At 58.7% G+C, this 24,072-nt stretch carries 23 protein-coding genes; 13 read left to right on the forward strand and 10 right to left on the reverse strand.

From position 1 onward, the window contains the following. Nucleotides 1-4 precede the first annotated feature (4 nt). Nucleotides 5-1,405: a helix-turn-helix domain-containing protein gene (locus ACR0CG_RS14125; RefSeq protein ID WP_480525693.1), complete on the reverse strand. Its 1,401-nt coding sequence runs from the start codon at nucleotides 1,403-1,405 to the stop codon at nucleotides 5-7. Nucleotides 1,406-1,470: 65 nt separating this feature from the next. After that, the gene (locus tag ACR0CG_RS14130; protein ID WP_480525695.1) at nucleotides 1,471-2,676 is read right to left on the reverse strand and encodes a multidrug effflux MFS transporter; all 1,206 of its coding nucleotides are present in this window, start codon (nucleotides 2,674-2,676) and stop codon (nucleotides 1,471-1,473) included. 182 nt (nucleotides 2,677-2,858) lie between these two features. Here ACR0CG_RS14130 and ACR0CG_RS14135 point away from each other — a divergent pair, with 182 nt between their 5' ends. The 3 genes from ACR0CG_RS14135 (at nucleotide 2,859) to ACR0CG_RS14145 (ending at nucleotide 5,471) form a co-directional block, all read left to right on the forward strand. Continuing rightward, nucleotides 2,859-4,391 (forward strand): acyl-CoA carboxylase subunit beta, encoded by a 1,533-nt coding sequence (locus ACR0CG_RS14135; protein WP_170609933.1) that lies wholly within the window; start codon nucleotides 2,859-2,861, stop codon nucleotides 4,389-4,391. A gap of 221 nt (nucleotides 4,392-4,612) precedes the next feature. Then, nucleotides 4,613-4,981, forward strand: a complete 369-nt coding sequence (locus ACR0CG_RS14140; protein WP_480525696.1) for a DUF6497 family protein — start codon at nucleotides 4,613-4,615, stop codon at nucleotides 4,979-4,981. Between the two features lie 136 nt (nucleotides 4,982-5,117). Further along, complete coding sequence (locus ACR0CG_RS14145; protein WP_170609935.1) at nucleotides 5,118-5,471, forward strand: hypothetical protein; 354 nt, start codon at nucleotides 5,118-5,120, stop codon at nucleotides 5,469-5,471. Between the two features lie 74 nt (nucleotides 5,472-5,545). Here ACR0CG_RS14145 and ACR0CG_RS14150 read toward each other — a convergent pair whose 3' ends face one another. Next, entirely contained in the window at nucleotides 5,546-6,697 is a 1,152-nt protein-coding gene (locus ACR0CG_RS14150) for a DcaP family trimeric outer membrane transporter (protein WP_480525697.1), read from the reverse strand. Between the two features lie 96 nt (nucleotides 6,698-6,793). Next, nucleotides 6,794-7,144 carry a hypothetical protein gene (locus tag ACR0CG_RS14155; RefSeq protein WP_480525699.1) on the reverse strand — a complete coding sequence of 117 codons (351 nt, stop codon included), beginning with the start codon at nucleotides 7,142-7,144 and terminating at the stop codon, nucleotides 6,794-6,796. A gap of 203 nt (nucleotides 7,145-7,347) precedes the next feature. Between ACR0CG_RS14155 and ACR0CG_RS14160 the strand changes: the two genes are divergently transcribed. Further along, nucleotides 7,348-7,551: a hypothetical protein gene (locus ACR0CG_RS14160; protein WP_170609939.1), complete on the forward strand. Its 204-nt coding sequence runs from the start codon at nucleotides 7,348-7,350 to the stop codon at nucleotides 7,549-7,551. Between the two features lie 117 nt (nucleotides 7,552-7,668). Next, nucleotides 7,669-9,714, forward strand: coding sequence for an ATP-binding protein (locus ACR0CG_RS14165; protein WP_480525701.1), 2,046 nt, complete (start codon nucleotides 7,669-7,671; stop codon nucleotides 9,712-9,714). Nucleotides 9,715-9,790: 76 nt separating this feature from the next. Here the strand turns inward: ACR0CG_RS14165 and ACR0CG_RS14170 are convergent, their stop codons facing one another. Beyond that, nucleotides 9,791-10,237, reverse strand: a complete 447-nt coding sequence (locus ACR0CG_RS14170; RefSeq protein WP_480525703.1) for a DUF4174 domain-containing protein — start codon at nucleotides 10,235-10,237, stop codon at nucleotides 9,791-9,793. A 165-nt stretch (nucleotides 10,238-10,402) separates the two neighbouring features. Between ACR0CG_RS14170 and scpA the strand changes: the two genes are divergently transcribed. From scpA to ACR0CG_RS14200, 6 genes are all read left to right on the forward strand, one after another. Then, the gene (gene scpA, locus ACR0CG_RS14175) at nucleotides 10,403-12,529 is read left to right on the forward strand and encodes a methylmalonyl-CoA mutase (protein WP_480525705.1); all 2,127 of its coding nucleotides are present in this window, start codon (nucleotides 10,403-10,405) and stop codon (nucleotides 12,527-12,529) included. Nucleotides 12,530-12,638: 109 nt separating this feature from the next. Next, entirely contained in the window at nucleotides 12,639-13,235 is a 597-nt protein-coding gene (locus tag ACR0CG_RS14180; protein ID WP_480525706.1) for a VOC family protein, read from the forward strand. Next, entirely contained in the window at nucleotides 13,232-13,720 is a 489-nt protein-coding gene (locus tag ACR0CG_RS14185; protein ID WP_480525708.1) for an N-acetyltransferase family protein, read from the forward strand. The genes ACR0CG_RS14180 and ACR0CG_RS14185 overlap by 4 nt, the downstream gene beginning before the upstream one ends. A 45-nt stretch (nucleotides 13,721-13,765) precedes the next feature. Then, a complete protein-coding gene (locus ACR0CG_RS14190; RefSeq protein ID WP_170609951.1) occupies nucleotides 13,766-14,446 on the forward strand; it encodes a molecular chaperone DjiA in 681 nt (226 codons plus the stop codon). 4 nt (nucleotides 14,447-14,450) lie between these two features. Beyond that, nucleotides 14,451-15,464 (forward strand): endonuclease/exonuclease/phosphatase family protein, encoded by a 1,014-nt coding sequence (locus tag ACR0CG_RS14195; protein WP_170681990.1) that lies wholly within the window; start codon nucleotides 14,451-14,453, stop codon nucleotides 15,462-15,464. Between the two features lie 38 nt (nucleotides 15,465-15,502). Next, nucleotides 15,503-15,877 (forward strand): hypothetical protein, encoded by a 375-nt coding sequence (locus ACR0CG_RS14200; RefSeq protein WP_480525710.1) that lies wholly within the window; start codon nucleotides 15,503-15,505, stop codon nucleotides 15,875-15,877. A 14-nt stretch (nucleotides 15,878-15,891) separates the two neighbouring features. Here the strand turns inward: ACR0CG_RS14200 and ACR0CG_RS14205 are convergent, their stop codons facing one another. The 5 genes from ACR0CG_RS14205 to ACR0CG_RS14225 form a co-directional block, all read right to left on the reverse strand. Continuing rightward, a complete protein-coding gene (locus tag ACR0CG_RS14205; protein WP_480525712.1) occupies nucleotides 15,892-17,436 on the reverse strand; it encodes a Ppx/GppA family phosphatase in 1,545 nt (514 codons plus the stop codon). A gap of 58 nt (nucleotides 17,437-17,494) precedes the next feature. After that, entirely contained in the window at nucleotides 17,495-18,175 is a 681-nt protein-coding gene (locus ACR0CG_RS14210; protein WP_480525713.1) for a P-loop NTPase family protein, read from the reverse strand. Next, nucleotides 18,176-19,249 (reverse strand): AI-2E family transporter, encoded by a 1,074-nt coding sequence (locus ACR0CG_RS14215; RefSeq protein ID WP_170609960.1) that lies wholly within the window; start codon nucleotides 19,247-19,249, stop codon nucleotides 18,176-18,178. A 90-nt stretch (nucleotides 19,250-19,339) separates the two neighbouring features. Then, nucleotides 19,340-20,314 (reverse strand): isopenicillin N synthase family dioxygenase, encoded by a 975-nt coding sequence (locus tag ACR0CG_RS14220; RefSeq protein ID WP_480525715.1) that lies wholly within the window; start codon nucleotides 20,312-20,314, stop codon nucleotides 19,340-19,342. Beyond that, the gene (locus ACR0CG_RS14225; RefSeq protein ID WP_480440466.1) at nucleotides 20,314-21,678 is read right to left on the reverse strand and encodes an FAD-dependent oxidoreductase; all 1,365 of its coding nucleotides are present in this window, start codon (nucleotides 21,676-21,678) and stop codon (nucleotides 20,314-20,316) included. The genes ACR0CG_RS14220 and ACR0CG_RS14225 overlap by 1 nt, the downstream gene beginning before the upstream one ends. A 168-nt stretch (nucleotides 21,679-21,846) precedes the next feature. Here ACR0CG_RS14225 and proS point away from each other — a divergent pair, with 168 nt between their 5' ends. Together proS and ACR0CG_RS14235 are read left to right on the forward strand one after the other, a co-directional pair. Further along, on the forward strand, nucleotides 21,847-23,187 hold the full coding sequence (proS, locus tag ACR0CG_RS14230) for a proline--tRNA ligase (protein ID WP_480525717.1): 1,341 nt from the start codon (nucleotides 21,847-21,849) through the stop codon (nucleotides 23,185-23,187). Beyond that, nucleotides 23,171-24,064 carry a glycosyltransferase gene (locus ACR0CG_RS14235; RefSeq protein WP_480525719.1) on the forward strand — a complete coding sequence of 298 codons (894 nt, stop codon included), beginning with the start codon at nucleotides 23,171-23,173 and terminating at the stop codon, nucleotides 24,062-24,064. The genes proS and ACR0CG_RS14235 overlap by 17 nt, the downstream gene beginning before the upstream one ends. The last annotated feature ends 8 nt before the right edge of the window (nucleotides 24,065-24,072 follow it).

The following is a 24,072-nucleotide window of genomic DNA, read 5'->3' on the forward strand; positions in this document are numbered from 1 at the left end:
AGTTTCAGGTGACTTCGTAGGGCAGCGTTCCTCGGGTATGGGCGTCGATTGTCAGCCTGCGTTCCAGCGGGGGAACGGACCTTTGGTGACAGGTTTGACGTTCGCAAATCCGGCAGGAAATCCCGATCGGTTCATAGGCGCTGGCATTTCTGATATCCAGGTTGTCGGCATAGACCAGAGCCTGCGCGTGACGCACTTCGCACCCCAGTGCAATGGCGTAGCGGCGCACCGGGGCTCCGAATGAACCGCCGGATTTCGATACGTCGCGTGCCAGGGAGATATAACGCACTCCGTCCGGCGTTTCGGCAAGTTGAAGAAGGAAATGACCTGGCGTTTCGAATGCGCGGTGGACATTCCACAGCGGGCAGGCGCCGCCGAAGCGCGCAAATTGTAGTCGTGTGGCTGAATGGCGTTTGGTGATCGTTCCGGCCTGATCCACGCGAACAAAAAAGAAGGGGATGCCTTTGGCTCCGGGCCGTTGCAAAGTGGACAGGCGGTGGGCAACCTGTTCGATCGATGCGCCGAATCTGATGCTGAGCAATTCCAGATCGTGGCGATCCTCTTGCGCGGCGGCCAAGAAGGCACCGTAGGGCATCAGGGAAGCCCCGGCAAAGTAGTTCGCAAGCCCGATTTTGGCGATGGCGCGGGCTTCGTCACTTTGGAAGCGGGCGAAATCCAGGGTTGCTTCAAGCAGTTTGTCCTGAGAAATCAGCGCAACCTGCAGCAGCAACTGAAAGACCTGCGTTTGCGGCGCGGCGCGTGAAGACAGAGAAAGCGTTTTGCTTGCTATGTCATATTTGCGCGTTTCCGAGATGTCCGTGAACTCAACACGGATGCCCCGCTCGGACAGGCTGTTGAGGGCTGCGGCGCGTATGCCTCCGGCTTCTTCCGCGCGTGTTGAAAACCGTTCGGCGGCCCGGTCGACAGCGTCGATATAGTTGTCGCAATAGTGGAAGAAATCGCGCACTTCTTCCCAGGGGCTGGCCTGAATTCGGGAATCCTCGCGCCCCAGGGCCTCGTCCAGCGAGGCCAGCCGTTCGTGCGTCTGGCGATACGTGCGGTGCAACGCGATGAAGGCGCGTGCTAGCGCCGGCGCGTTCGATGCAGTCAGTCGCAAGTCGGCAAGAGGGGGCATTGCGTCGTCGAAGACCGGGTCGGCGAGCGCTTCGCGCATATCCGACACCAGCCGTTCGCTGTCACCGGTGCTGAGCTCGGTGACATCCATCCCGAATTCTTGCGCCAGAGCCAGAACAACCGTTGTCGAGATCGGTCGGTTGTTGTTCTCCATCTGGTTTAGATAGGGCAGGGAAACGCCAAGCTTGGTTGCGAATTCCTTTTGCGTCAGGGTCAGGCGCGTGCGCATTTCGCGCAGCTTTGCGCCGGCATAGAGCTTTTGAGTGGCCATGGCGTGTCTTTGCAACTTTTCTTTCAGCGCAGGCTAACTTTGCAAACCGCTGCGTGCAAGAAAGTTCAAAGACCCAGCTGTCGTTCCCGCCAAATGACAAGGCTGATGGCTGCGATGGCCAGAACCGCGGTTGTGAGCATTAGCCAAAGTAACGGCATTGCGCCGGTTTCCTGTGTCAGAAGCGCGCCCGCAAGTGCGCTCAGCGCTGCGCCGCCGCCAAGCATGATCGCTCCGCTCAGACCGGATGCTGTTGCGGCCAGATGGGGGCGAACGGACAGCGAGCCGGATGTTGCATTGGGGATCGCCATGCCGTTGCCGACGCCAACAAATGTCATAAACCCGAAGAAACTGATGGCGGTTCCCAACCCGGCCAGGAACAGTAGAGCAGACAGGAATACACCAAGCGCGTTCAGCCAGCTTCCCCACAGAACCATCTTGTTGATGCCAAAGCGCACCGAGTAGCGCCCGCTCAGGAAGTTGCCGAAGAAATAGCCAAGTGCTGGCGCGCCGAAATAGATGCCGATTTCTGCCGCGGTCATGCCAAAGACCTCGGTTCCGATGAAGGGGGCGCCGCCGAGATAGGCAAAAAACGCACCAGACGAAAACGCGGAAGACAGAGAGTATCCCCAGAACCGCGGAGACGTGAGGAGTTCCGGGTATTCCCGAAACTGCTGCAACAGTGTCTTGCCGCTTTTGATGCTGGTTTCACCGAAATCCGAATAAGTCAGCCAAATCGCAAGAGCGCCGACCAGAAAAGGAAACCAGAAGTTGGCTTTCCAGCCAAAGACCTCTTCCAGGATGCCGCCAATTGCTGGACCGATCATCGGAACGACCGCCATACCCATGGTGACGTATCCAATCATCGAGGCGGCTTTGTCCTGTTCGTAAAGGTCGCGAACTGCGGCCCGGCTGAGGACCATCCCGACCACGACAACGGCCTGAGACATTCGAAACGCCAGGAAAATCTCGACATTCGGGGCACAGATGCAGCCCAAAGTCGCCAGCAGAAAAAGCCCGAGCCCCCACAGCATAACGGGCCTGCGCCCGGCCTTGTCCGCTATCGGGCCGATCAGTATCTGCAGCACCGCATTTATCAGCAGGTAAAGGGCAATCGACAGCTGCATCACCCGGTATTCCGTCTCAAAATACTCCGCCATATTGGGCAGGCTGGGCAGAAACAGATTCATGCTCAGGGCCGAAAGCCCCGATAGGATGACCAGTGTTGTGATTGAAGGCGGCGATCTGCGCACCGAGGTCGAGCTGAATTGCATGATGTGCATGTATAGGGGGCGCAGATGAGATTACCATCGGCCTCGCAGCGTCAATCGAAAAATTAGCAAATTTACACTATTCACTGACTTGATTGCCAATAGTTTGCAAATTTGCCGAAAGTTGCTTTGGTCCTTGCATGACTCCGTATAAGGTCCGGCCAAATTTTACAGGGGTTATCGTCATGAAAGACATCCTTTCCGAGCTTGAAGATCGCCGTAACGATGCGCGGCTGGGCGGTGGGCAAAAGCGGATCGATGCGCAGCATGCGCGGGGCAAACTGACGGCACGCGAGCGGATCGAGTTGCTGCTGGACGAAGACAGCTTTGAAGAATTCGATATGTTCGTCAGCCATCGCTGTACCGACTTCGGGATGGAAAATCAGAAACCTGCGGGTGACGGTGTTGTGACCGGATGGGGCACGATCAATGGCCGCATGGTCTATGTGTTCAGTCAGGACTTCACGGTTTTTGGCGGCTCGCTGTCTGAAACCCACGCACAGAAGATCTGCAAGATCATGGATATGGCGGTGCAGAACGGAGCCCCGGTGATCGGTATCAACGACTCGGGTGGTGCGCGTATTCAGGAAGGTGTTGCATCACTGGCGGGCTACGCCGAAGTGTTTCAGCGCAACATCATGGCCTCGGGCGTTGTGCCGCAGATCAGCGTAATCATGGGGCCCTGTGCGGGCGGCGCGGTGTATAGCCCGGCGATGACCGACTTTATCTTTATGGTCAAAGACACATCCTACATGTTCGTGACCGGTCCCGATGTTGTCAAAACCGTAACGAACGAGGTCGTGACGGCGGAAGAGTTGGGTGGTGCGTCTACTCACACAAAGAAGTCTTCGGTTGCCGACGGTGCATTTGAAAACGATGTCGAGGCGCTGGCCGAAGTGCGCCGTCTGGTTGATTTCCTGCCGCTCAACAATCGCGAAAAGCCGCCCGTGCGTCCGTTTTTTGACGAACCCGATCGCATTGAATCTTCGCTGGATACATTGGTTCCGGACAACCCGAACACGCCCTACGACATGAAGGAACTGATCGCGAAGGTCGCGGATGAGGGTGATTTCTACGAAATCCAAGAGGATTTCGCGAAGAATATCATCACCGGTTTCATCCGGCTTGAGGGGCAGACCGTTGGCGTCGTGGCCAACCAGCCGATGGTTCTGGCCGGATGTCTGGACATCGACAGCTCACGCAAGGCAGCACGGTTCGTGCGCTTCTGTGACTGTTTTGAAATTCCGATCCTGACACTTGTCGACGTTCCGGGTTTCCTGCCCGGCACAAGCCAGGAATATGGCGGCGTGATCAAACACGGCGCAAAGCTTCTGTTCGCCTATGGCGAGGCAACGGTTCCGAAAGTAACCGTCATCACGCGCAAGGCTTACGGTGGAGCCTATGACGTGATGGCGTCGAAGCACTTGCGTGGCGATTTCAATTACGCCTGGCCGACAGCCGAGATCGCGGTGATGGGCGCCAAGGGCGCGACCGAAATCATTCACCGCGCCGATCTGGGCGATGCGGACAAGATCGCGCAGCATACACAGGATTACGAGGATCGCTTTGCCAATCCCTTCGTCGCGGCCGAGCGCGGATTTATTGACGAAGTGATCATGCCACACTCTACGCGTCGCCGTGTCTCGCGCGCATTTGCGAGTTTGCGGAACAAGAAGCTGAAGAACCCGTGGAAAAAGCACGACAATATCCCGCTTTGATCGCCGGGGTGGGGCGGCCCACCTCGAATTGGCGACGGTCTGCCGAATTTGATGGCGGAACGATTGCGAAGCTGAAAATCCGACTTTGAGGCCGAAACAGGTTTATGGAACAACCAGCCAGAAACAGATTAGCGCGGCGTGTCAACGCTGCGCCCGCGACCCCGGAGAGAGGAGCCTGCCACTGGCGGGGCTGGGGTCGCGCATTTGTCTTAGCTGGCGCGTTGCTTGCATCCCCTGCGGAAGTACTGGCCCAAAGCCTTTTGCCTGTTCCGTCAGGCCAGCCAGTCGAGCTGAGCGATGTTCTGCTGGACAATAACCCAGGTGAATTGTGGCTTAGGTTTCGCTTCATTGCCCCCAAGATCGGTTCGACAGTTGGGCGGATCGGTTATGATGTGGCGTCGGCCGATATGGCGCATCTTTGTGAAATCCTGGCGGTTCCCTATGTGGCGAAGCATGAACTTGAGCCGGTGCGCGTCGTGATTTCCTTTTCCGACCGCGCCACTGAATTCGGTAATGCCGCGCCCGATGCAACGCAGTTTTTCGAGGCCTACCGGTTGGAGGATTCCCGGTGTATCTGGGAAGGGCTCTGATCATGATCGGTGATTTTCATGACATCAGTGCGTTTCAGAAAAAACCGGCGACCGTGGAGGTGCGCGCGATGAAACCAGCTCTGGTTGGATGTAAGTCCTGTTTCTTTTTCAACATGTTGATGGCCGAGGTTCAGGTATGCTGAAACATCGTGGTTTCCCCGGCCGTCTGTCCGGTACCGATTTCCAGTTCGTCATCCGGCGCGCCAACCCCAAAGGTGTAACGCCTCTGACCCGGCGCGAGCGTTTCCGGGATCGCAAACCAGCGGACCGGCGCGCGGACGCGGCGTTCATGGAAGCGTTGTGGGAACATTTCGGTGACCAGCCGTTTGAGCGTGGCAATTTGGACGCAGGGCGGCTGAGCTGGCTGTTCGGGCGCGAAGTAATTGCGGCAGAAGACCCGTTCGACCCTGCCAGCTACGACGCGTTGCTGGTGATTGATCTGGACGTCGCGCGCCATTCTTTTCCTGAAATCTTCGACGGGGTGCGCTGATCGTGTTTGCCGCCATGTCCCATATCCGCCAAGGGAAAACCCTGCCCGAAGCCGGGCAGGGCCGGTATGGGATGTCAGAAGTTCAACTGCGCCGCCAGTTGGACCCGGTCGCCGTCAAACGTCCGGCCAGTGGGTGCATCGTTCCGCTCGCCAAAGAAGTATTCGGCGCTGAATGTCAGGTTGTCGGTTGCCTGGTAAAAGGCGTTCACATGGATCGTCTCGAGCTCGGTGAAGGACAACGTGCCAGTCGAGGTGGGCAGATCGTAATCTTCGCGACCATAGGCGATACCGACATTCCATTTCGTACCAATGTCCTGGCGGAACTCGATGGTATAGCCGTCGACGTCATTTGCCCGGCCGTTGACGATGGCATCGCCCAGGCCGATCAGGTAGGGGCCAAGCGCCTCACCGTCGACGTAGTTGACCTGAAACAGCCCGCCTTGCCACGGCCGGACCGAGCCCGAGAGGGTAAAGCCTGTCTGATCGACTTCGACCGTGCCGGATTCGGCCTTGCCATAGAGGGCGGACGCGCGGGCAATATATGTTCCGTCGTCGTACTCGATGGCACCGGTGAAAACAGGATCTCTCGAATTGGACGCGCTGACGTTCTCTTCTATCGAAGCCGAGAATGTGGTGTTGGACCCAAGGGCATTGGAGTAGCGCACCTGTGGGACACGAGCGAAAGGTATGCCGACAGGACCGTTGAATTCAACCGAGGTCGGATAGGTGTCCAGCGGCTGGAAATTGGTCCAGTACTGACCGATCAGCCAGCTGTCTCCGATCGTGATATTGGCATGGCGCAGGCGCAGTTCAGCCGCTCCGCCCGAGGCGAACAGATCCAGTTCCAGCTGACCTCCGATTTCGCCGATACCGGAAGGCGTGCTGGTACGCAGCCCGATTCGGGACTGACGAACAGTCGCGCCGAATGTGCCACTGGTCTCGTTTGCAGGCTCACCGATGTTGTTTACGAAGGCTGTGTCACCCTGGTCGTAGTCGAAGTCGTAGAAGAAATCGGCCTTGATATATCCGTAGACGTCCAGAGTGGTATTGCCGATCCTCAGGTCGCCAGTCCCGGCACCGGGTTTGGCGGCCTCCAGCGCTTCGACACGGGCGCGCAGGGCATCCAGTTCGGCCTGGGTCTGGGTATCCTGGGCGTTGGCCTTCAATCCGCTGAATCCGAGCGCCGAGACGGCGAGCAGAAGGGCCGTTTTTCTCTTTATTATCATTTAGGTATTTCCTTGTATGCGAGTGTGCACAAGCACAGTTCCACGTCCCAAAATCCGATGGAAATCACGACAACGGGACAAAATGGGCCCGATTTCTCAAGCAATCGTGCGGGAAATCCCAAGCACCTTCACGGGTGGGTGAAAGAGGGTCGTAACGCACGGAAATCGAGAGAAAATTTGGCCTTCGAATTCCATCGCGTTCGTGATTTGCCATTTGGCCAAATCGCCCTTGGAAACCGGGTCTGTAACAGGAATGTGACACCTTCTGGTGTGCTGAAACATGGATACGGCAAAGGTCTTGTCGGCGCGAAATTGCGCGGCATTACGCAGGATGGGCAAAATCCAGCCGGTATTCGGGGTGGAAACAATACTTTGTTTGCTGCCGGGATTGTGCCGTGCATTGTGGAAGGGCCGTGCGGCTCTACTTTGCCTGCGTCGCACAAGCACCTACTATTCCGTACCCCTTCCTATCGCGGGCAGGCTTGTGTTCCCCACAATATCCTGCCCGCGTTTTTCTTTTCTCAGACAGTAGGCAACAAGCGGCAAAAAACTGCGCAAAAAGTTTGGTTGCCGCCGTTGTTATTGCATAACAATGCGGGCTTCCGGCATCTGGCCGCAAGGAAACCAAGAAATCTGAAGGGGCAGAAACCATGCAAACCTCACGCATCTTCCTTGTGGTCGCGGCCTGCGCAGGCCTTGCGGCCTGTGGCGAAACCACCGGCGAACAAGCGGTCATCGGCGGCGGAGCGGGCGCCCTGGGCGCGGTCGTTCTGGACGCAAACCCGGTCGTCGGCGCTGCGGTCGGTGCCGCGGGCAACGTGCTGTATTGCAAGTCGCAGGGCACCTGCGACTAAATCAGAGCTTTTCGGGGCGCGTACCGCCCCGTCCGCCATCATGCAGAACGCCGTCGCGGGGGGAGTCCCCTGCGGCGGCGTTTTGCATTTCAAGAACACCAAGCCAAAGGACGTCTCATGTTCAAAAAGATCCTGATCGCCAACCGGGGCGAAATCGCCTGCCGGGTCATCAAGACCGCTCGCAAGATGGGTATCGGTACGGTCGCCATTTTTTCCGACGCCGACAAGAACGCGTTGCACGTTTCGATGGCGGATGAGGCGGTGCATATCGGACCGCCACCGGCGAACCAGTCCTACATCGTGATCGACAAAGTGATGGATGCCATCCGTCAAAGCGGTGCACAGGCGGTCCATCCCGGCTATGGCTTTCTGTCCGAGAACTCGAAATTCGCCGAAGCGCTTGAGGCCGAAGGCGTCGCTTTTGTTGGCCCCCCGGTGGGTGCGATCGAAAGCATGGGTGACAAGATCACCTCGAAGAAGATCGCGCAGGACGCCGGTGTTTCGACGGTTCCCGGTTACATGGGCCTGATTGAAGATGCCGACGAGGCGGTCAAGATCTCGAACGACATCGGCTATCCCGTCATGATCAAAGCGAGCGCCGGTGGTGGCGGCAAGGGGATGCGGATTGCCTGGAATGACGAAGAAGCGCGCGAGGGTTTCCAGTCGTCCAAGAACGAAGCGGCCAATTCCTTCGGCGACGACCGCATATTCATCGAGAAATTCGTGACCCAGCCGCGGCACATCGAAATTCAGGTTCTGTGCGATAGCCATGGCAATGGCATCTATCTGGGCGAACGCGAATGTTCGATCCAGCGCCGGAACCAGAAAGTGGTGGAAGAGGCACCGTCGCCGTTCCTTGATCCCGAAACACGCAAGGCGATGGGGGAACAGGCGGTCGCGCTGGCAAAGGCCGTGAACTACGCCAGTGCGGGCACTGTGGAATTCATCGTCGATGGGGAAAAGAATTTCTACTTCCTTGAAATGAACACCCGTTTGCAGGTGGAACACCCGGTGACGGAACTGATCACCGGCGTCGATCTGGTGGAACAGATGATCCGGGTGGCCGCAGGTGAGACGCTATCGATTACGCAGGATGACGTGACCCTGACAGGCTGGGCGATCGAAAACCGTCTTTATGCCGAGGATCCGTATCGCAACTTCCTGCCGTCGATCGGCCGTCTGACCCGCTATCGCCCGCCGCAGGAAGTCGCAGCCGGTCCGTTGCTGGTCAATGGCAAATGGCAGGGTGAGGCCCCCTCGGGCGAGGCAGCAGTGCGCAATGATACCGGCGTCTATGAGGGCGGCGAGATCAGCATGTATTACGACCCGATGATCGCCAAGCTCTGCACCTGGGCACCAACCCGTGAGCAGGCGATTGAGGCGATGCGCGTGGCGCTGGACAGTTTCGAGGTTGAAGGCATCGGCCACAACCTGCCGTTCCTGTCTGCTGTCATGGATCACCCGAAATTCGTCAGCGGCGACATGACCACGGCGTTTATTGCTGAAGAATACCCAGACGGCTTCGATGGGGTTCAACTGCCCGAGGTCGAGTTGCGGCGGATCGCGGCCTCGTGTTCTGCCATGCACCGGGTTGCCGAAATTCGCCGTACCCGCGTATCGGGCCGGATGGACAACCACGAACGCAAGGTTGGCACCGAATGGACGGTGACGTTGCAGGGGCAGGAGTTCGACACAACAATTGCCGCCGACCCTGAAGGTTCAACGGTGAGCTTCGCAGATGGCACCGTGCAACGTGTGTCCTCAGACTGGACGCCAGGTGATCAACTGGCAGTACTGGATGTGGATGGCAATCCATTGGTGCTGAAGGTGGGCAAGGTTTCGGGCGGGTTCCGCATCCGAAACCGGGGCGCGGATATCAAGGTGCACGTGCGCACCCCGCGTCAGGCCAAGCTGGCCAGGCTGATGCCGGAAAAACTGCCGCCGGATACTTCGAAAATGCTGCTGTGCCCGATGCCCGGCCTGATCGTGAAGATCGACGTCGAAGTGGGGCAGGAAGTTCAGGAAGGTCAGGCGCTGTGCACCGTCGAGGCGATGAAGATGGAGAACATCCTTCGCGCCGAGAAAAAAGGCGTGGTCTCGAAGATCAACGCAGGTCCCGGGGACAGTCTCGCCGTGGACGACGTGATCATGGAATTCGAGTGACCATGGCTGCGCTTTTGTCATATCTCCAAGGGCCACCGGCGATCATCGCCGGGGCCAATGGGCTTGGCGAAAGTGCTCAGCCGCCCTCGCGCCGGTCGCGAATCTCGCGTTCGCGCAAGGGGGTCTTGTCGATGGAGCGGCCAATCTCGCGCACGCTCCACGGGCTGGGCTTGCGCAGTTTCACCACCCCGTCCTTGTCGACAAACACCATCTGGAATCCACGCGGGCGCAGTTGTGACCGAATGGGCGACCGCGCCTTGGGATCGGTATCCGTCAGCACGATAACGTCGCGGTCGCGCATGGCGTCTTCACCTTCCAGCAGCATGTCGATCTGTTGCTGGAACCGTGGATCGGCAGGTGTATCGGCAAAGACAACGATGGGTCGGCTGACCCATAGGAACTCGTCCAGTTCGCTGTCGCCAGCGGGTCGGACAAAACTGTCATCTGCTGGTGCTGTGCCATCGGCGGCCAGCGCGGCCAGCGGGAATAGTGCCGAGAAAACAAGGGCAAGCGTGCGTGTCATATGGCCTCCTGTTCCACTGAATATAGCCACTGTGCAGGCGATTGCGACCAGCGATTTGCACTCAACGCTCAATTTTCCGCGCCCGGGCCGGATTGAAGGGCGGGATTGAACATACGCGTGCTGTCGCAAACCGGCCGCGCCCCGAATTGATAAGAGGAAATCGAAATGACCGACACGAAGGACTGGAAAGCGCTTGCCGAGAAAGAGCTGCGCGGTCGTCCGTTGGATGATCTGACCAAAGAGACGCTGGAAGGCATCGACGTCAAACCGCTGTATACGCCTGAGGACACGGCGGAACTGCCGCATATGGGGTCTTTGCCGGGTTTTGGACCGTTTACGCGCGGTGTGAAGGCGACGATGTATGCAGGCCGTCCGTGGACCATCCGCCAATATGCCGGTTTTTCCACCGCCGAGGAGTCGAACGCCTTCTATCGTCGCAACCTGGCGGCCGGTCAGCAGGGCGTGTCGGTGGCCTTCGATCTGGCGACACACCGGGGCTACGACAGTGACCACCCGCGCGTAGTCGGAGACGTGGGTAAGGCTGGTGTGGCCATTGATAGCGTTGAGGACATGAAGATTCTGTTCGACGGCATCCCGCTGGACAAGGTCTCGGTCTCGATGACGATGAACGGCGCGGTGATTCCGATTCTGGCGAGCTTCATCGTTGCAGGCGAAGAACAAGGCCACGACAAATCCGTCTTGTCCGGCACCATTCAGAACGACATTCTGAAAGAGTTCATGGTGCGCAACACCTATATCTATCCGCCTGAACCGTCGATGAAGATCATCTCGGACATTATCGATTACACGTCGAACGAGATGCCCAAGTTCAACTCGATCTCAATCTCGGGCTATCACATGCAAGAGGCCGGGGCGAACCTTGTACAGGAACTGGCCTATACGCTGGCTGACGGGCGCGAATATGTTCGTGCCGCGACGCAAGCCGGGATGGACGTGGACAAGTTCGCAGGTCGCCTGTCGTTCTTCTTTGCCATCGGCATGAATTTCTTCATGGAGGCCGCCAAACTGCGTGCCGCGCGGACCCTGTGGCACCGCGTGATGACCGAGTTCGGGGCAAAGTCCGAACGGTCGAAAATGCTGCGCACCCACTGCCAGACCTCCGGCGTGTCGCTGCAGGAACAGGACCCCTATAACAATGTGATCCGTACCGCCTATGAGGCGATGAGCGCGGTTTTGGGCGGCACCCAGTCGCTGCACACAAATGCTTTGGACGAAGCGATTGCGTTGCCGACCGATTTCTCGGCCCGCATCGCGCGGAACACGCAATTGATCCTGCAGGAGGAAACCGGCGTGACGGATGTGGTCGATCCGCTGGCGGGTTCCTACTACGTCGAAAGCCTGACCAATGAGCTGATCGAAAAAGCCTGGACCCTGATGGAAGAGGTCGAGGAGATGGGCGGCATGACCAAGGCCGTGGCCAGCGGCATGCCCAAGCTTCGGATTGAAGAAAGTGCTGCGCGTCGTCAGGCCATGATCGATCGGGGTGACGAGGTGATCGTCGGCGTCAACAAATACCGCAAGGAACAGGAAGACCCGATCGACATTCTCGACGTCGACAACGTCGCCGTGCGCGAGGCACAGGTTGCACGTCTGGAGCGCATCCGTGCTACCCGCGATGAGGCCGCCTGCCAACAGGCGCTGGACGCGTTGACGAAGACTGCCCAAGAGGGCGGAAACCTGCTGGCCGCCGCCGTCGAGGCCGCCCGCGCCCGCGCATCCGTAGGAGAGATCAGCATGGCAATGGAGAAGGAATTCGGCCGCCACCGCGCCGAAGTGAAAACGCTGGCCGGTGTCTATGGAGCGGCCTATGAGGGTGACGAAGGTTTTGCCGCGATCCAGAAATCCATCGAAGATTTCGCCGAGGCTGAAGGCCGCCGCCCCCGCTTGCTGGTCGTCAAGATGGGGCAGGATGGTCATGACCGGGGTGCCAAGGTGATCGCGACCGCCTTTGCGGATATCGGGTTTGACGTCGACGTTGGCCCTCTGTTCCAGACACCGGCCGAGGCAGCCCAGGATGCCGTCGACAATGACGTCCACGTGGTCGGCATTTCTTCACAGGCGGCAGGCCACAAGACACTGGCCCCGCAACTGGTCGAGGAACTCAAGAAAGCCGGTGCCGAGGATATCATCGTGATCTGCGGCGGGGTGATCCCACAGCAGGATTATCAGTTCCTCTACGACCACGGCGTCAAAGCGATTTTTGGCCCGGGCACCAATATCCCCGAAGCGGCACAGGATATTCTGCGCCTGATCGGCGAAGCCAAGGGGTAAGGCCCAGACAAGATTTTTCAACGAAGAATCTTGTGGCGCAGATGTCCGAGGACAGCTTTACTGGGAAAGGCAGCGCGTTTTCTGCGCTGCCTTTTTTGATGGGGTGGAAATGGAACTGGATCATCTGGCCGTCGCAGGGGAAACGCTGGAGGCTGCTGCCGCGCATGTCGAGGACGCCTTGGGGGTCAAGCTTGAGACAGGCGGCAAGCATGAGAAATTCGGTACTTATAACAAGCTGCTCGGACTTGAAGATGGCTTGTATCTGGAAGCGATTGCCGTTGACCCGAATGCGGCGCAACCTGAGCGTACCCGGTGGTTCGATCTGGACCGGTTTCAGGGTGCACCGCGCCTGACCAACTGGATCTGCCGTGTGAAGGATATCGAGGCGGCCATCATGCCAGGTGGCCCGTTCGACCTGACAGATCTGGAGCGCGGGGCGCTGCGCTGGCGCATGATCGTGCCATCGTCCGGGCGCCTGCCTTATGACAACCTCTATCCCGCACTCATACAGTGGCAGGGCGATCTGCACCCCGCGGGAATGTTGCAGGCCAGTGGTTGCCGGTTGCTGAGATTGCTGGTGTCCCATCCCGAAGCCGCGAAACTTGCCCAAAGCACCGGACCGGTCGAGGGTGTTGAATTTCACCAGGGCCCGCCGGGTCTGCGCGCTGAATTCGAGACACCAAACGGACGTCGCGTTCTGGAATGAGGGTTCGGCAGGCACAGATTGCGGATGCACCGGCGATTGCGAATATTGCCAACGCGATCATCAGGGATACCCTGGTTACGTTCACATCCGAGGAGCGGTCTGCCGCGGGAATTGCAGCCGATATAGAAGCCCGCGGTGCGGGGTTTTTGGTGGCTGAACTGGATAGCGAGGTTGTCGGTTTCGCTTCGTATACTCGGTTCCGATCCGGGCCGGGGTATGCCGAATGCCGCGAGCACACGATTCAACTCGCTCCATCAGCACGTGGCAAGGGGATCGGCCGCACGTTGATGAGCTGGTTGGAAGAGGTGGCCCGGGCCGAGAGCGTGCACGTGCTTGTGGCGGGGATTTCCTCGGAAAATCCGGCGGCCATCGCCTTTCACGCTCGCATCGGTTTTGCCGAAGTCGGACGAATGCCCCAAGTGGGCTGCAAATGGGGCCGCAGGTTGGATCTGGTACTGATGCAGAAAATTATTGGTCAGGACTGATCTGTCGCACCTGACACGCGCGATTTGTGGCGCTAGGGTGCGGCCATGTCGATCTGGACCCGTATATCCGATGCGCTGAGCGCACTGGCACAAGGTGAAAGCCTGACTGCCGTTTTTGAAAAACTGCGCTCACCGCCCGAAAGGTCGGTGGCCTTTACAATCGCTGTGATCGCGCTGGGCGCCAAGATGGCCAAGGCAGACGGGCAGGTGACGCGGGACGAGGTTACAGCCTTTCGCGATGTGTTCCAGATTGCCCGCGAAGACGAAGAAGGCGCGGCGCGGGTGTTCAACATGGCCCGAACCGACGTGGCCGGCTATCAGGACTATGCCCGCAAGATCGCCCGGATGTTTGACGAAGACAGCACGACGTTGTGCGACCTGATGGAAGGTCTGTTTCACATCGCCATGGCCGACGGGTTTTATCACCCGAACGAAAACGAGTTTCTGGAAGAAGTCAGCCGGATATTCGGGCAAACCGACGCTCAGTTTCTGGCGCTGCGCGCCCGGTTCGTGCCGGATGCCCCAAACGATCCGTATACCGTTCTGGGCGTGACAAGGGACATGCCGTTGACCGAAATTCGCAACATCTGGCGCAAGCTAGTGCGCGAAACCCATCCTGACGCCATGATGGCGCGCGGCGTGCCCGAGGAGGCAATCCGGCTGGCCGAGAAAAAGATGATCGACATCAACCGCGCCTGGGACGAAATAAACGGTGCAAAGGTCTGAACAGATGCGTTTGGCGACCTACAATATCGAATGGTTCGCCAATTTGTTTGATCGCCAGGATCGTCTGATCGTCGATGACGGCTGGTCCGGCCGCTATGATGTCACCCGGGCCCAGCAGGTCGAGGCGATCGCCAAGGTTCTGACGGCCATCGACGCAGATGCCATTCTGATCGTTGAGGCCCCAAACACCGGCAAAACCCAGAACACGGTCCGTGCGTTGCAGGGTTTTGCGGAAGCCTTCGATTTGCGCACCACTCATGCGGTCATGGGCTTTGCCAATGAAACCCATCAGGAACTGGCACTTTTGTTTGATCCTCAGTTGATGATGGTGCGCCATGATCCAAAGACGCGGTCTGCGCAGCCATTCGATCATCAGACAGCACCCCGGTTTGACACCGAATTCCGGATTGATCTGGATATCGACGCAACCGAGGATGTTGTGCTTTTTTCAAAGCCACCGATGGAATTGGCGGTGGAAACAAAGTCGGGTGCGAAATTTCGCCTGATTGGGGCACATCTGAAATCCAAAGCGCCGCACGGCGCGGAAAGCCGGGACGAGGCGATCCGGATTTCAATTTCCAACCGGCGCAAACAACTGGCGCAGGCGATCTGGCTGGCACGGCGCGTGGAACAGCACATTGCCGAGGACGAACCGGTGATTTTGCTGGGTGACCTTAACGACGGCCCGGGCCTGGACGAGTTCGAGAACCTGTTCGGGCGCTCATCCGTCGAGATTTTGTTGCAGTCCGGTTTGTTTGATCCCAATGCCGCAACTGCATACGGCTCTGTCGGCGGGGAAACACCTTCGACGGCCCGGTTTGTGCGCCGGGACAAGGGAGATTTTCTTGAGGCATTGCTGGATTACATCATGATCAGCGATCCGCTGCGCCAGCGAAATCCGGTCTGGCGAATCTGGCATCCGTTGCGGGACGACGCGATCCGTTCGAACGCGGAATTGCGGGACGCACTGCTGACGGCCTCGGACCATTTTCCCGTAACTCTGGATATTGACCTGTGATCTTTCAACGCCTTCCCGCAGTGCTTATGTTTGGCCCCATGAAACGAGTTCTTTTGATAAGTCTGATCGTGACGTCCACTGCGTTCTCAGCCGGCGCGCAGGAAGATACCGGCAAGTCCCTGATGGAGCGCGGCGCCGAGCTTTTCTTCGAAGGCCTGCGCAAGGAAATGGAGCCCACGCTGGATGATTTGCGCGACCTGGCTGAACAGTTTGGTCCTGCCATGCTGTCCTTTTTTGAGGAAATGGGACCGGCACTGGCAGAAATGACCAAGGAGATACAGGACTGGAGCGTGTACGAAGCGCCCGAGATCCTGCCCAATGGCGATATCATCATCCGCCGGAAACCGCAGGACGACACCCCGCAGATACCCGAGCAGAAAGAAGATCCAGACGAAAGTATGACGGATATCTGAGCGTTTACAGGGGATTACCCCTTGATGATGACCTTGGTCTCTGACTTCAACGCCTGAGCCAGAGAGCCGAAGCGTGCTTCGGCGGTTTCGTTGAACAGCGGTTCGGCAGCTTTCGGCAAAATCAGATCCAACTGGCGTTTCTTTGGGAAATAACGAAGTTTGCCCATCGTGGCGTCATTCTTCATCCACAGCATTGCGCCAAAACGCATTGCCTTGCCCAGAATCTCGGCCTGCTTCTGACTCTTTTCATCCAGCAGTTCATATTGTGGCGCGAACCGGTTGCCTTCGCGTTTGTTGCGGTAGCGGTGCTGCAACGCCAGACCAATGAACACCCGTTCCGAATGCTTCAGCCCACCCAGGTTGGCGCGGGTCACGTAGTCGAAACAGACCTCTGCCCGGTAATCGGGATGAGCGCGCCAACTGACATCGTGCAGAAGGCACGCGGCCTTGACCAACCGGACGCGGGTTGACGGGGCCGATTTGAACAGCGGCATGACGAAATCGAACAGGTGTTTTCCAAAACCGGGCAGACGGGCGTCCTTGGCTTCCGAAAAGCGGCTGGCTTCGATCAATGGATCGCAATCGCGCAGGCTTTGCGGCATCTGTTCGTACAGAAGCCCTTCGCGGATTCCATAGCTTGAAATGGCGATGTCCTTGGGTTTGAACGTCCGGATCAGTCGGGACAGCACATCCATCGCATAAGGGATCAGTGCCATGCGCGAGCTGGACACACCGGCCCGGCTGCGCAGTTTCTCGGGGTCGCCCTTTTCGATGAACCGGATGGTTTCGCGCACCTGCCTGTGGGTCATCCTGTACTCATGCAGAACGTTCAGCGGATAACCCCGCCGCAGCATGTCCAGCCGCGCAAAAGCGCGCCAGCTGCCGCCCACCAGGAACAGGCGATCCCGCTGGGGGCCCAACTGATCGCGCAACTCTTCCATGGTGGATTTGATGTGCGCCTTGCGGGCACGACGCCCGCCCTTGATGTCCCGCAGTTTCAGCGGACCCAGCGCCGATGTCACGCGGCGGCCGGTCTGGCCTTCGCCGATCTCGGCCAGTTCCATGGATGAACCGCCAATATCGCAGATCAGACCGTATGCACCCGGCCATCCCAGAAGCACGCCTTGAGCGGAAAAACGGGCCTCTTCCAGACCATCGATGATTGAAACGTGCAGACCGGTTTCGGCTTTGACCTCGTCGCAAAACTCCTGCCCGTCCTTGGCTTCGCGTACCGCGGCGGTTGCGACAACGTGCAGACCGGGCAGATCAAGGTTGTCGGCCAGATGCTGGAACCGGCGCAGGGCATCCAAAGCGCGAACACGCCCTCTGGGGTTCAGGTGCCCGGTCTCCGACAGACCCGCGCCCAGTTCGCACATCACCTTTTCGTTGTAGAAATACGCGGGTGAGCGGGCGGCCCCGTCAAATATGACCATACGGACCGAGTTCGACCCGACATCGACAACACCGACCCGGGACAAGTCCCTGACGCGGGGATCAGAAAATAGCGGTCTTCCGAAAGGTCCCCAGTCGGGGATGGTGGTATCGATAGTCTGATCCATGTCTTTCCCAGATATTCCTGTCTCAGGATGCGAAATCACCGGATTCGGGTCAATCTCTTCAATGGCCGTCGCCGGCATGGTGTTTCAGAACCCGGATCGCCAGCGCCCGTGTGATGTCGCGCCTTTCCGACAGTGCAAGTTTGTCCAACTGGGCCACCACGTCTGCCGCAGTTTCGAAACGCCGGTCCATGTGCTTGACCAGATAGGAAATCACCTCGGGTCCGGGGTTGAGCTGCCGGTCCACGAACAGCTTGGCCAGCACGGCCCCCAGAAGGGCGTCATCAGGCGGGTCCAGGGCGACCTGATGGGCGCCTTCGATACGGCTTTGCAAATCGGCCAGAGGCAGCTGCCAAAGCTTCGGCGCCAGCCGTCCGGTCATCAACAGCGCGTGGCCTTCGGCCAGAACAAGATTGTGCAGATGAAACAGCGTTTTCTGTTTTTCAGCGTCGGCTGCGATCATGGGTACATCTTCGACCGCGACCGAAGTCCGGGCCAACTCGGGCACCTCGCCGTGCTTCAGATCGGTGGCCGAAATGATCCGTCCGCCGCTTTCCGCCGCCCATACATGCGACAGATGTGTTTTCCCCGAACCTGCCGGCCCGCTGAGCACCAGTTTGTTGCCTGGCCAGGACGAGGCGGAAATCATCGCCACCGCCAGAGCATTGGCGGGGGAAACAAAAAAATCCTCGCGTCCCAGCGCGGTTTTCGCCGGAAGGTCAAAGCTGAGCTGGCGTGCCATTTACTTGTCTTCCTGATCCAGCCCTTCCAGCCCGGTATACAGGCGGCTTTCCAGATATTTCGAAGTGGCAAACCGGGCCAGTACGCCGAGTGCTGCGGCGACCGGAACAGCCACCAACATGCCCACAAAACCGAACAGTGCCCCAAACACGGACAGCGCCAGCAGCAGCCAGACCGGATGCAGGCCGACCGAATTGCCGACAAGTTTGGGTGTCAGGAAATTGCCTTCGGTCACTTGCCCAAGTGCGAATACACCAGCGACCAGCCCGATATGGGCCCAGTCACCCCAGAACTGAAACAGCGCCAGCCCGATCGCCAGCGTGCCGCCGATCAGCGCCCCCAGATACGGGATGAAGGTGACGAGTCCGGCAATGAACCCGACAATCAGTCCGAACTGCAGACCGACAAGCATCAGCGCGATGGCATAGTACGTGCCGAGGATCAGACAGACCGTTCCCATGCCCCGTACGAACGAGGCCAGGACATCATCGATTTCCCCGGCCAGTTTCTTGATTGTCGGCGCATGGTCACGCGGCAAAAGCTCGGCTATACGCGCAATCATGCGGTCCCAGTCCAGCAGCAGGTAAACGGTAACCACCGGCACGATGACCAGCAAAACGACCACGTTTATTGCCGACCCCAACGAGGCGACGACCGTTTGCAGGACATCGCCGGTCTTCGACTTCAGGGTCTCGCCAAGAGAAACCAGAAACTGATGCGAGTTGGACTGACGGTCCAGCAGGGACGGGAATTGTCGTTCGATAAACCCGCGCAGTTCCTTGAAAAGGCTGGGCATGATCTCGACCAGATCGATCAGCTGAGTGATCAATGCGGGAACAACCATCAGGATCGCCAGGACGAAACCCAGCACACCGACTACGGTAATGATGCCCGTCGCCGCCATGCGCGAGAGACCCAGATTTTCAAGCCGATCCGCGACCGGATCCAGAAAATATGCAATCGCACCACCGATGACGAAGGGCAGAAGCACGTCCCCAAGAGCCCACAAAAGAAGGGCAATCACCACTGCGGCGATGCCCCAGTATCTGAGCTGATCCTTAACGGGCAAGGCCATATCGGTCCCCTGAGTTTGGCTCTTGCACGTGTTCTTGGCCCATGCGCGCCCGCGATGCAAGTGGTTCATGCCCGCTGAGATTTTGGGGTGTCAGCTGTGCAATGTTCCCAGTTCAGGGGTTTCCTCATCCGCCATTTCATCTGACCAGTTTGTGCGCCAGATCTCTGCCGACCAGTGCCCGCAATGGACTGCGGGCCGGTCAAAGCCGGGTAGGGGTGGCAATTGGGGTTGGATGACAACATCATGACGCGGCACGGCGAAATACGGAAAGGAATACCGTTCCCGCCCCGAGCGGTTGACGACCCGGTGCGGAGTTGATTTCAACCGTCCCCCTGACCAAAGCTCCAGCATGTCGCCGATATTGACGACAAAGCCACCGGGCGGGCAATCCGGAGTAATCCAGTCTCCGGCCCGCGTCTGAACCTCAAGCCCGCCGACGGGATCGGGCGCGATGATGGTCAGTGCGTCGGTGTCTTTGTGCGGATGAATCCCATAGCCCGCTTCCTCGGCGGCCTGAGGCGGGTAATGCAGCAAAGTCATATTGGTCATCGGGTCGCGGAACGCGTCGCGCAGACTGTCCGGCTCAAGCTTCAACCCGACTTCCAGCGCCCCAAGCAAATGGTCTGTGACGCGATCCAGTTCAGCCCAGTATTTCAGGATGACGTCCTGTGCGCCCGGGACTTCGCGCGGCCAGAGATTTGGCCCATAAAGGGCGCAGTCCTGACGGATACGCGCATCCGATGGGGTTTCGAAGTGCAACTTGTAGCCTTCGTATTTGTCGGCGGTCCCCGATCCGTCGTTCGGGGTAAAAAACCCCATGGGAATATAGCCGCGATAATTGTCACGGGTGATGGCCTGATCCCATTTGCTGCTGTCATCGATGCCGAAGATCTCACGAACGCAGTCCCGAACCTGCTCGACCATATTCGGGGGAACACCGGTGCCTGTAATCGATAGGAAGCCGATGCTGGTGCAAGCGTCCAGGATTTGCTGAACGGTGGTGTCAAAGCCCGGATGAGCCTTGTCGTTCAGGGGGGCAATGTCGATTGTAGGTATATGGTCCATCAGTTGATCCTCACCCCTTGGCGTTCAAGTTCGGCGTGAACCGGGCTCAGGTTCAATTCGTGCACGTCCTGATTGCTTTTGAGGGACAACGCCGCTGCAATTCCGGCGCCCTGACCCATGACAGCACAACAGGCCATGTTTCGGGTCGCGGCATGGGCGACGCGGTCTGCGCCGTGCGAACGCCCCGCCACCAGCAGGCCCTGCACACCTTTTGGCAGCATGGATCGGTAAGGGACCTGCATGTATCGGCCTGTGGTCGGCAAGATCAGGATGCCATAGCCGTCGATGAACTCGGGGTAGATGCCGATCGTGTCTTCGAACCGACCCTGATGGCGGGCGTCATCCTCGGTCATGTTATAGATCGCGTCGATCTTACGGGTGTCGCGGATGCCGATCGTCATCCCGAAGTTTCGCAGACGGGCGTTTTCACAACCGGGCATGAACCGGCGCAGCGCCTCGATGGCCAGCATCGACTGACGTCGGCCTTCGATCTCGCCGCGCGTCAGGCTGTCGGGGTCGGTGCCGTCTATCTCGGCCAGATGGATGAGGTTCATGTAGGTCAGCTCACCCGTGTCATGCATTGCGCCCCATGTACCGGCGATGGTGTTCAGGTGCGGCGGGATCAGCCCTTCATCAATGGCCTGTTGGAACGGTTTGTGCACGAAGGGCGAGAACATGTCGTCTTCTTTGCCGCTCGTCTCGATGTTCCACTCACCGCCGCCGCCCCAGTCCTTATAGGTCTGCGGGTCGGATTTGACACCTTCCATGAATGCGCGCTTGTCGACACCGGCCAGATGGAACATGACCGAGGCCGCCATCATGTCTTCGCGTGGGGTCTTGTGGGTCGGTGCGCCTGCACGGTGAGCCACATCAGCGTCCCCGGTGGCATCAATCACCACCTTGGCCAGTATCGCCTCGCGCCCTGCCTTGGATTCGGTGATGATCCCGGTGATCCTGTTGCCTTCCATGATCGGCGCAACAAACTGACGGTGCAGCATCGGATGCACGCCAGCCTCTTCGACCAGCTTGTCTGCCACCAGTTTGAAGCCTTCGCTGTCGAGCTCATAGCTCAGCGACTGGCTTTCCGGCACCGCAGCGCCCATCTCCTTGGCACGGGTTTCGAACTCCATGCCGATGCCGCCAGCTTCGACCGTCTGTTCGTGGCGATACCAGGCGAAACCTTCGACCCCGACAGCGGTGATGTTCCCCCCCATGCAACCGAAGCGGTCGACCAAGGACACTTCCGCCCCCGCCCGTGCCGCTGCCAGTGCGGCGGCAAGGCCAGCGGGGCCGGAACCTACAACAAGAACGTCGGTCTGATGAACTACGGGGATCTGGCGGGCGGGTTCCTGAATGGTTTGCACGGGGACCTCCTGAGAAAATGTTCTCGCTACCATCTTGAATGCTGACTGGCGGGTCAATCAAAAAACCGACTGCTCCGAGGTCGCAAAATCGCCAATGGCCGATTGCCCCCGGCGGGGCTTTGCAATAAGCAGCTTTGAAGTCGAATTCTCACCTTTGAAGGTCATACAATGCGCCTCAGCCGTTACTTTCTGCCCGTTCTCAAGGAAACCCCCTCCGAGGCTCAGATCGTCAGCCACCGGCTGATGCTGCGTGCCGGGATGATCAAACAGGCCGCGGCCGGGATTTATTCGTGGCTGCCGTTGGGTTTCAAAGTTCTGCGCAAGTTGGAAAACATCGTGCACGAGGAACAGGCGCGGGCGGGTCATATCGCCATCCAGATGCCTATTTTGCAATCCGCGGACCTGTGGCGCGAATCCGGACGTTACGACGATTACGGTCAGGAAATGCTGCGAATGCAGGACCGTCACGGGCGCGACATGCTGTATACGCCGACGGCCGAGGAACTGGTGACCGACATCTTCCGTGGCCATGTCAGCAGCTACAAGGATCTGCCGCTGACCCTCTATCAGATTCAATGGAAATTCCGCGATGAAATCCGCCCCCGTTTCGGCGTGATGCGTGGTCGTGAATTCTATATGAAGGACGGCTACAATTTCGATCTGACAAAAGAAGACGCGCTGCACGCTTACAACCGCCATCTGGTCAGCTATCTGCGCACGTATGAGCGGATGGGCCTGCAGGCCATCCCGATGCGCGCCGATTCCGGCCCCATTGGTGGCGATGACACGCATGAGTTCCTGGTTTTGGCTGATACCGGCGAGTCCGAAGTTTTCTATGACAGCGCCGTTACCGATCTGACCTTTGGCGACCGCGAGATCGATTATAACAACCGCGAGCAGTGTCAGGCGATCCTCGAGGAGTTCACCTCGAAATACGCGCGCACCGACGAAACCCATGACGAGGCGCTGTTCAACCAGATCCCGGAAGAGCGCCGCCGCGTGGCGCGCGGAATCGAGGTCGGCCAGATATTCTATTTCGGCACCAAGTATTCCGAACCGCTGGGTGCAACCGTGCAAGGCCCCGACGGTAAGCCGGTTCCGGTCCACATGGGCAGCCACGGCATCGGTGTCAGCCGCCTGATCGGCGCGATCATCGAAGCCAGCCATGACGACAAGGGCATCATCTGGCCCGAGGGCGTGACCCCGTTCCATTGCGGTATCGTCAACCTGAAACAGGGTGATGAAGAAGCGGATACGGCTTGCGAAAGGATCTACAAGGCACTGACCGCGCTGGGGCTTGAGCCGCTTTATGATGACCGCAACGAGCGGGCAGGGGGCAAATTCGCAACCATGGACCTGATCGGCCTGCCGTGGCGCATCACTGTCGGTCCGCGCGGCCTGAAGAACGGCGTGGTCGAACTGACCAGCCGACGCACCGGCGAAAGTGAGGAACTGAGCCCCGAGGCCGCGGTCACCAAGATCGCCGGGATTTATGAGCAGATCGCCTGAGCAGACCGATACGCCGCTGATCTCGGTGATCACGGCGACTTACAACCTGCTGTCCCAAGGGCGGCAGGACAGTTTTCTGGGCGTCATCGACTGCATGGCGCGGCAGAACTGCGTTCGGGCCGAGCATGTCATTCAGGATGGCGCCTCGTCTGATGGAACCACTACGTTTTTGAATGAGGCGACTGCAGACGCCCCGCGTACACGTGTGATCAGTGCACCGGATGCCGGTCTGTACGATGCGATGAACAAGGGGGCACAGGCCGCGCGCGGAACGTATCTGCTGTTCCTGAACTCGGACGACGCTCTGGCGTCAGATGATGTGCTTAACATGGCGGCGGATCGGCTTGAGGCAACCGCGCCCGATTTCCTGTTCGGGTCGACACTGCGCAAACACGCGGACGGATCGGAAAGCCGTGAGAAACGAATGTCACTTACGGCGGTCCTGCAGCGGATGCCGTTCTGCCATAACTCGGTTTTCATTAAACGGGATGTCTTTCTTGCACTGGGCGGACATGACACGCAGTTTCGCGTTGCTGCCGATTACGACCTGATGCTGCGTCTGGTCGGTGGCGGCTATCAGGGTGAGCGGATGGATGATCCGGTCTCGTTGTTCTGGGAAAGAGGTGTGACCAGCGACGATGACGCAACAGGGCAGGACTATGCCCGTGTCTGGATGCAATATTACGCGGATTTCAGAACGGCCCATGGGCTGACGCAGCAGGATTTCTTTGGATACTATCGGCGCGGACACATGCCGGCCAACCTGATGCTTGAAGTTCTGCGTCGACCCGATACGCCCGAGGCGATCAAACGGGCCGCGCGCCATTGTCTGCTAAAGACCCTGCGCCGTTCGGTGCAGTTCTGGCGAAAATTCTAGGCTCTCAA

This window comes from Ruegeria sp. AB8, assembly GCF_056542605.1.

Excerpts from the sequence above, each read along its gene's own strand:
- ACR0CG_RS14125 (WP_480525693.1), bottom strand. The coding sequence starts at position 1,405 with ATGGCCACTCAAAAGCTCTATGCCGGCGCAAAGCTGCGCGAAATGCGC.
- ACR0CG_RS14130 (WP_480525695.1), bottom strand. The coding sequence starts at position 2,676 with ATGCAATTCAGCTCGACCTCGGTGCGCAGATCGCCGCCTTCAATCACA.
- ACR0CG_RS14135 (WP_170609933.1), top strand. The coding sequence starts at position 2,859 with ATGAAAGACATCCTTTCCGAGCTTGAAGATCGCCGTAACGATGCGCGG.
- ACR0CG_RS14145 (WP_170609935.1), top strand. The coding sequence starts at position 5,118 with ATGCTGAAACATCGTGGTTTCCCCGGCCGTCTGTCCGGTACCGATTTC.
- ACR0CG_RS14150 (WP_480525697.1), bottom strand. The coding sequence starts at position 6,697 with ATGATAATAAAGAGAAAAACGGCCCTTCTGCTCGCCGTCTCGGCGCTC.
- ACR0CG_RS14160 (WP_170609939.1), top strand. The coding sequence starts at position 7,348 with ATGCAAACCTCACGCATCTTCCTTGTGGTCGCGGCCTGCGCAGGCCTT.
- ACR0CG_RS14165 (WP_480525701.1), top strand. The coding sequence starts at position 7,669 with ATGTTCAAAAAGATCCTGATCGCCAACCGGGGCGAAATCGCCTGCCGG.
- ACR0CG_RS14170 (WP_480525703.1), bottom strand. The coding sequence starts at position 10,237 with ATGACACGCACGCTTGCCCTTGTTTTCTCGGCACTATTCCCGCTGGCC.
- scpA (WP_480525705.1), top strand. The coding sequence starts at position 10,403 with ATGACCGACACGAAGGACTGGAAAGCGCTTGCCGAGAAAGAGCTGCGC.
- ACR0CG_RS14180 (WP_480525706.1), top strand. The coding sequence starts at position 12,639 with ATGGAACTGGATCATCTGGCCGTCGCAGGGGAAACGCTGGAGGCTGCT.
- ACR0CG_RS14185 (WP_480525708.1), top strand. The coding sequence starts at position 13,232 with ATGAGGGTTCGGCAGGCACAGATTGCGGATGCACCGGCGATTGCGAAT.
- ACR0CG_RS14190 (WP_170609951.1), top strand. The coding sequence starts at position 13,766 with ATGTCGATCTGGACCCGTATATCCGATGCGCTGAGCGCACTGGCACAA.
- ACR0CG_RS14195 (WP_170681990.1), top strand. The coding sequence starts at position 14,451 with ATGCGTTTGGCGACCTACAATATCGAATGGTTCGCCAATTTGTTTGAT.
- ACR0CG_RS14200 (WP_480525710.1), top strand. The coding sequence starts at position 15,503 with ATGAAACGAGTTCTTTTGATAAGTCTGATCGTGACGTCCACTGCGTTC.
- ACR0CG_RS14205 (WP_480525712.1), bottom strand. The coding sequence starts at position 17,436 with ATGGATCAGACTATCGATACCACCATCCCCGACTGGGGACCTTTCGGA.
- ACR0CG_RS14210 (WP_480525713.1), bottom strand. The coding sequence starts at position 18,175 with ATGGCACGCCAGCTCAGCTTTGACCTTCCGGCGAAAACCGCGCTGGGA.
- ACR0CG_RS14215 (WP_170609960.1), bottom strand. The coding sequence starts at position 19,249 with ATGGCCTTGCCCGTTAAGGATCAGCTCAGATACTGGGGCATCGCCGCA.
- ACR0CG_RS14220 (WP_480525715.1), bottom strand. The coding sequence starts at position 20,314 with ATGGACCATATACCTACAATCGACATTGCCCCCCTGAACGACAAGGCT.
- proS (WP_480525717.1), top strand. The coding sequence starts at position 21,847 with ATGCGCCTCAGCCGTTACTTTCTGCCCGTTCTCAAGGAAACCCCCTCC.
- ACR0CG_RS14235 (WP_480525719.1), top strand. The coding sequence starts at position 23,171 with ATGAGCAGATCGCCTGAGCAGACCGATACGCCGCTGATCTCGGTGATC.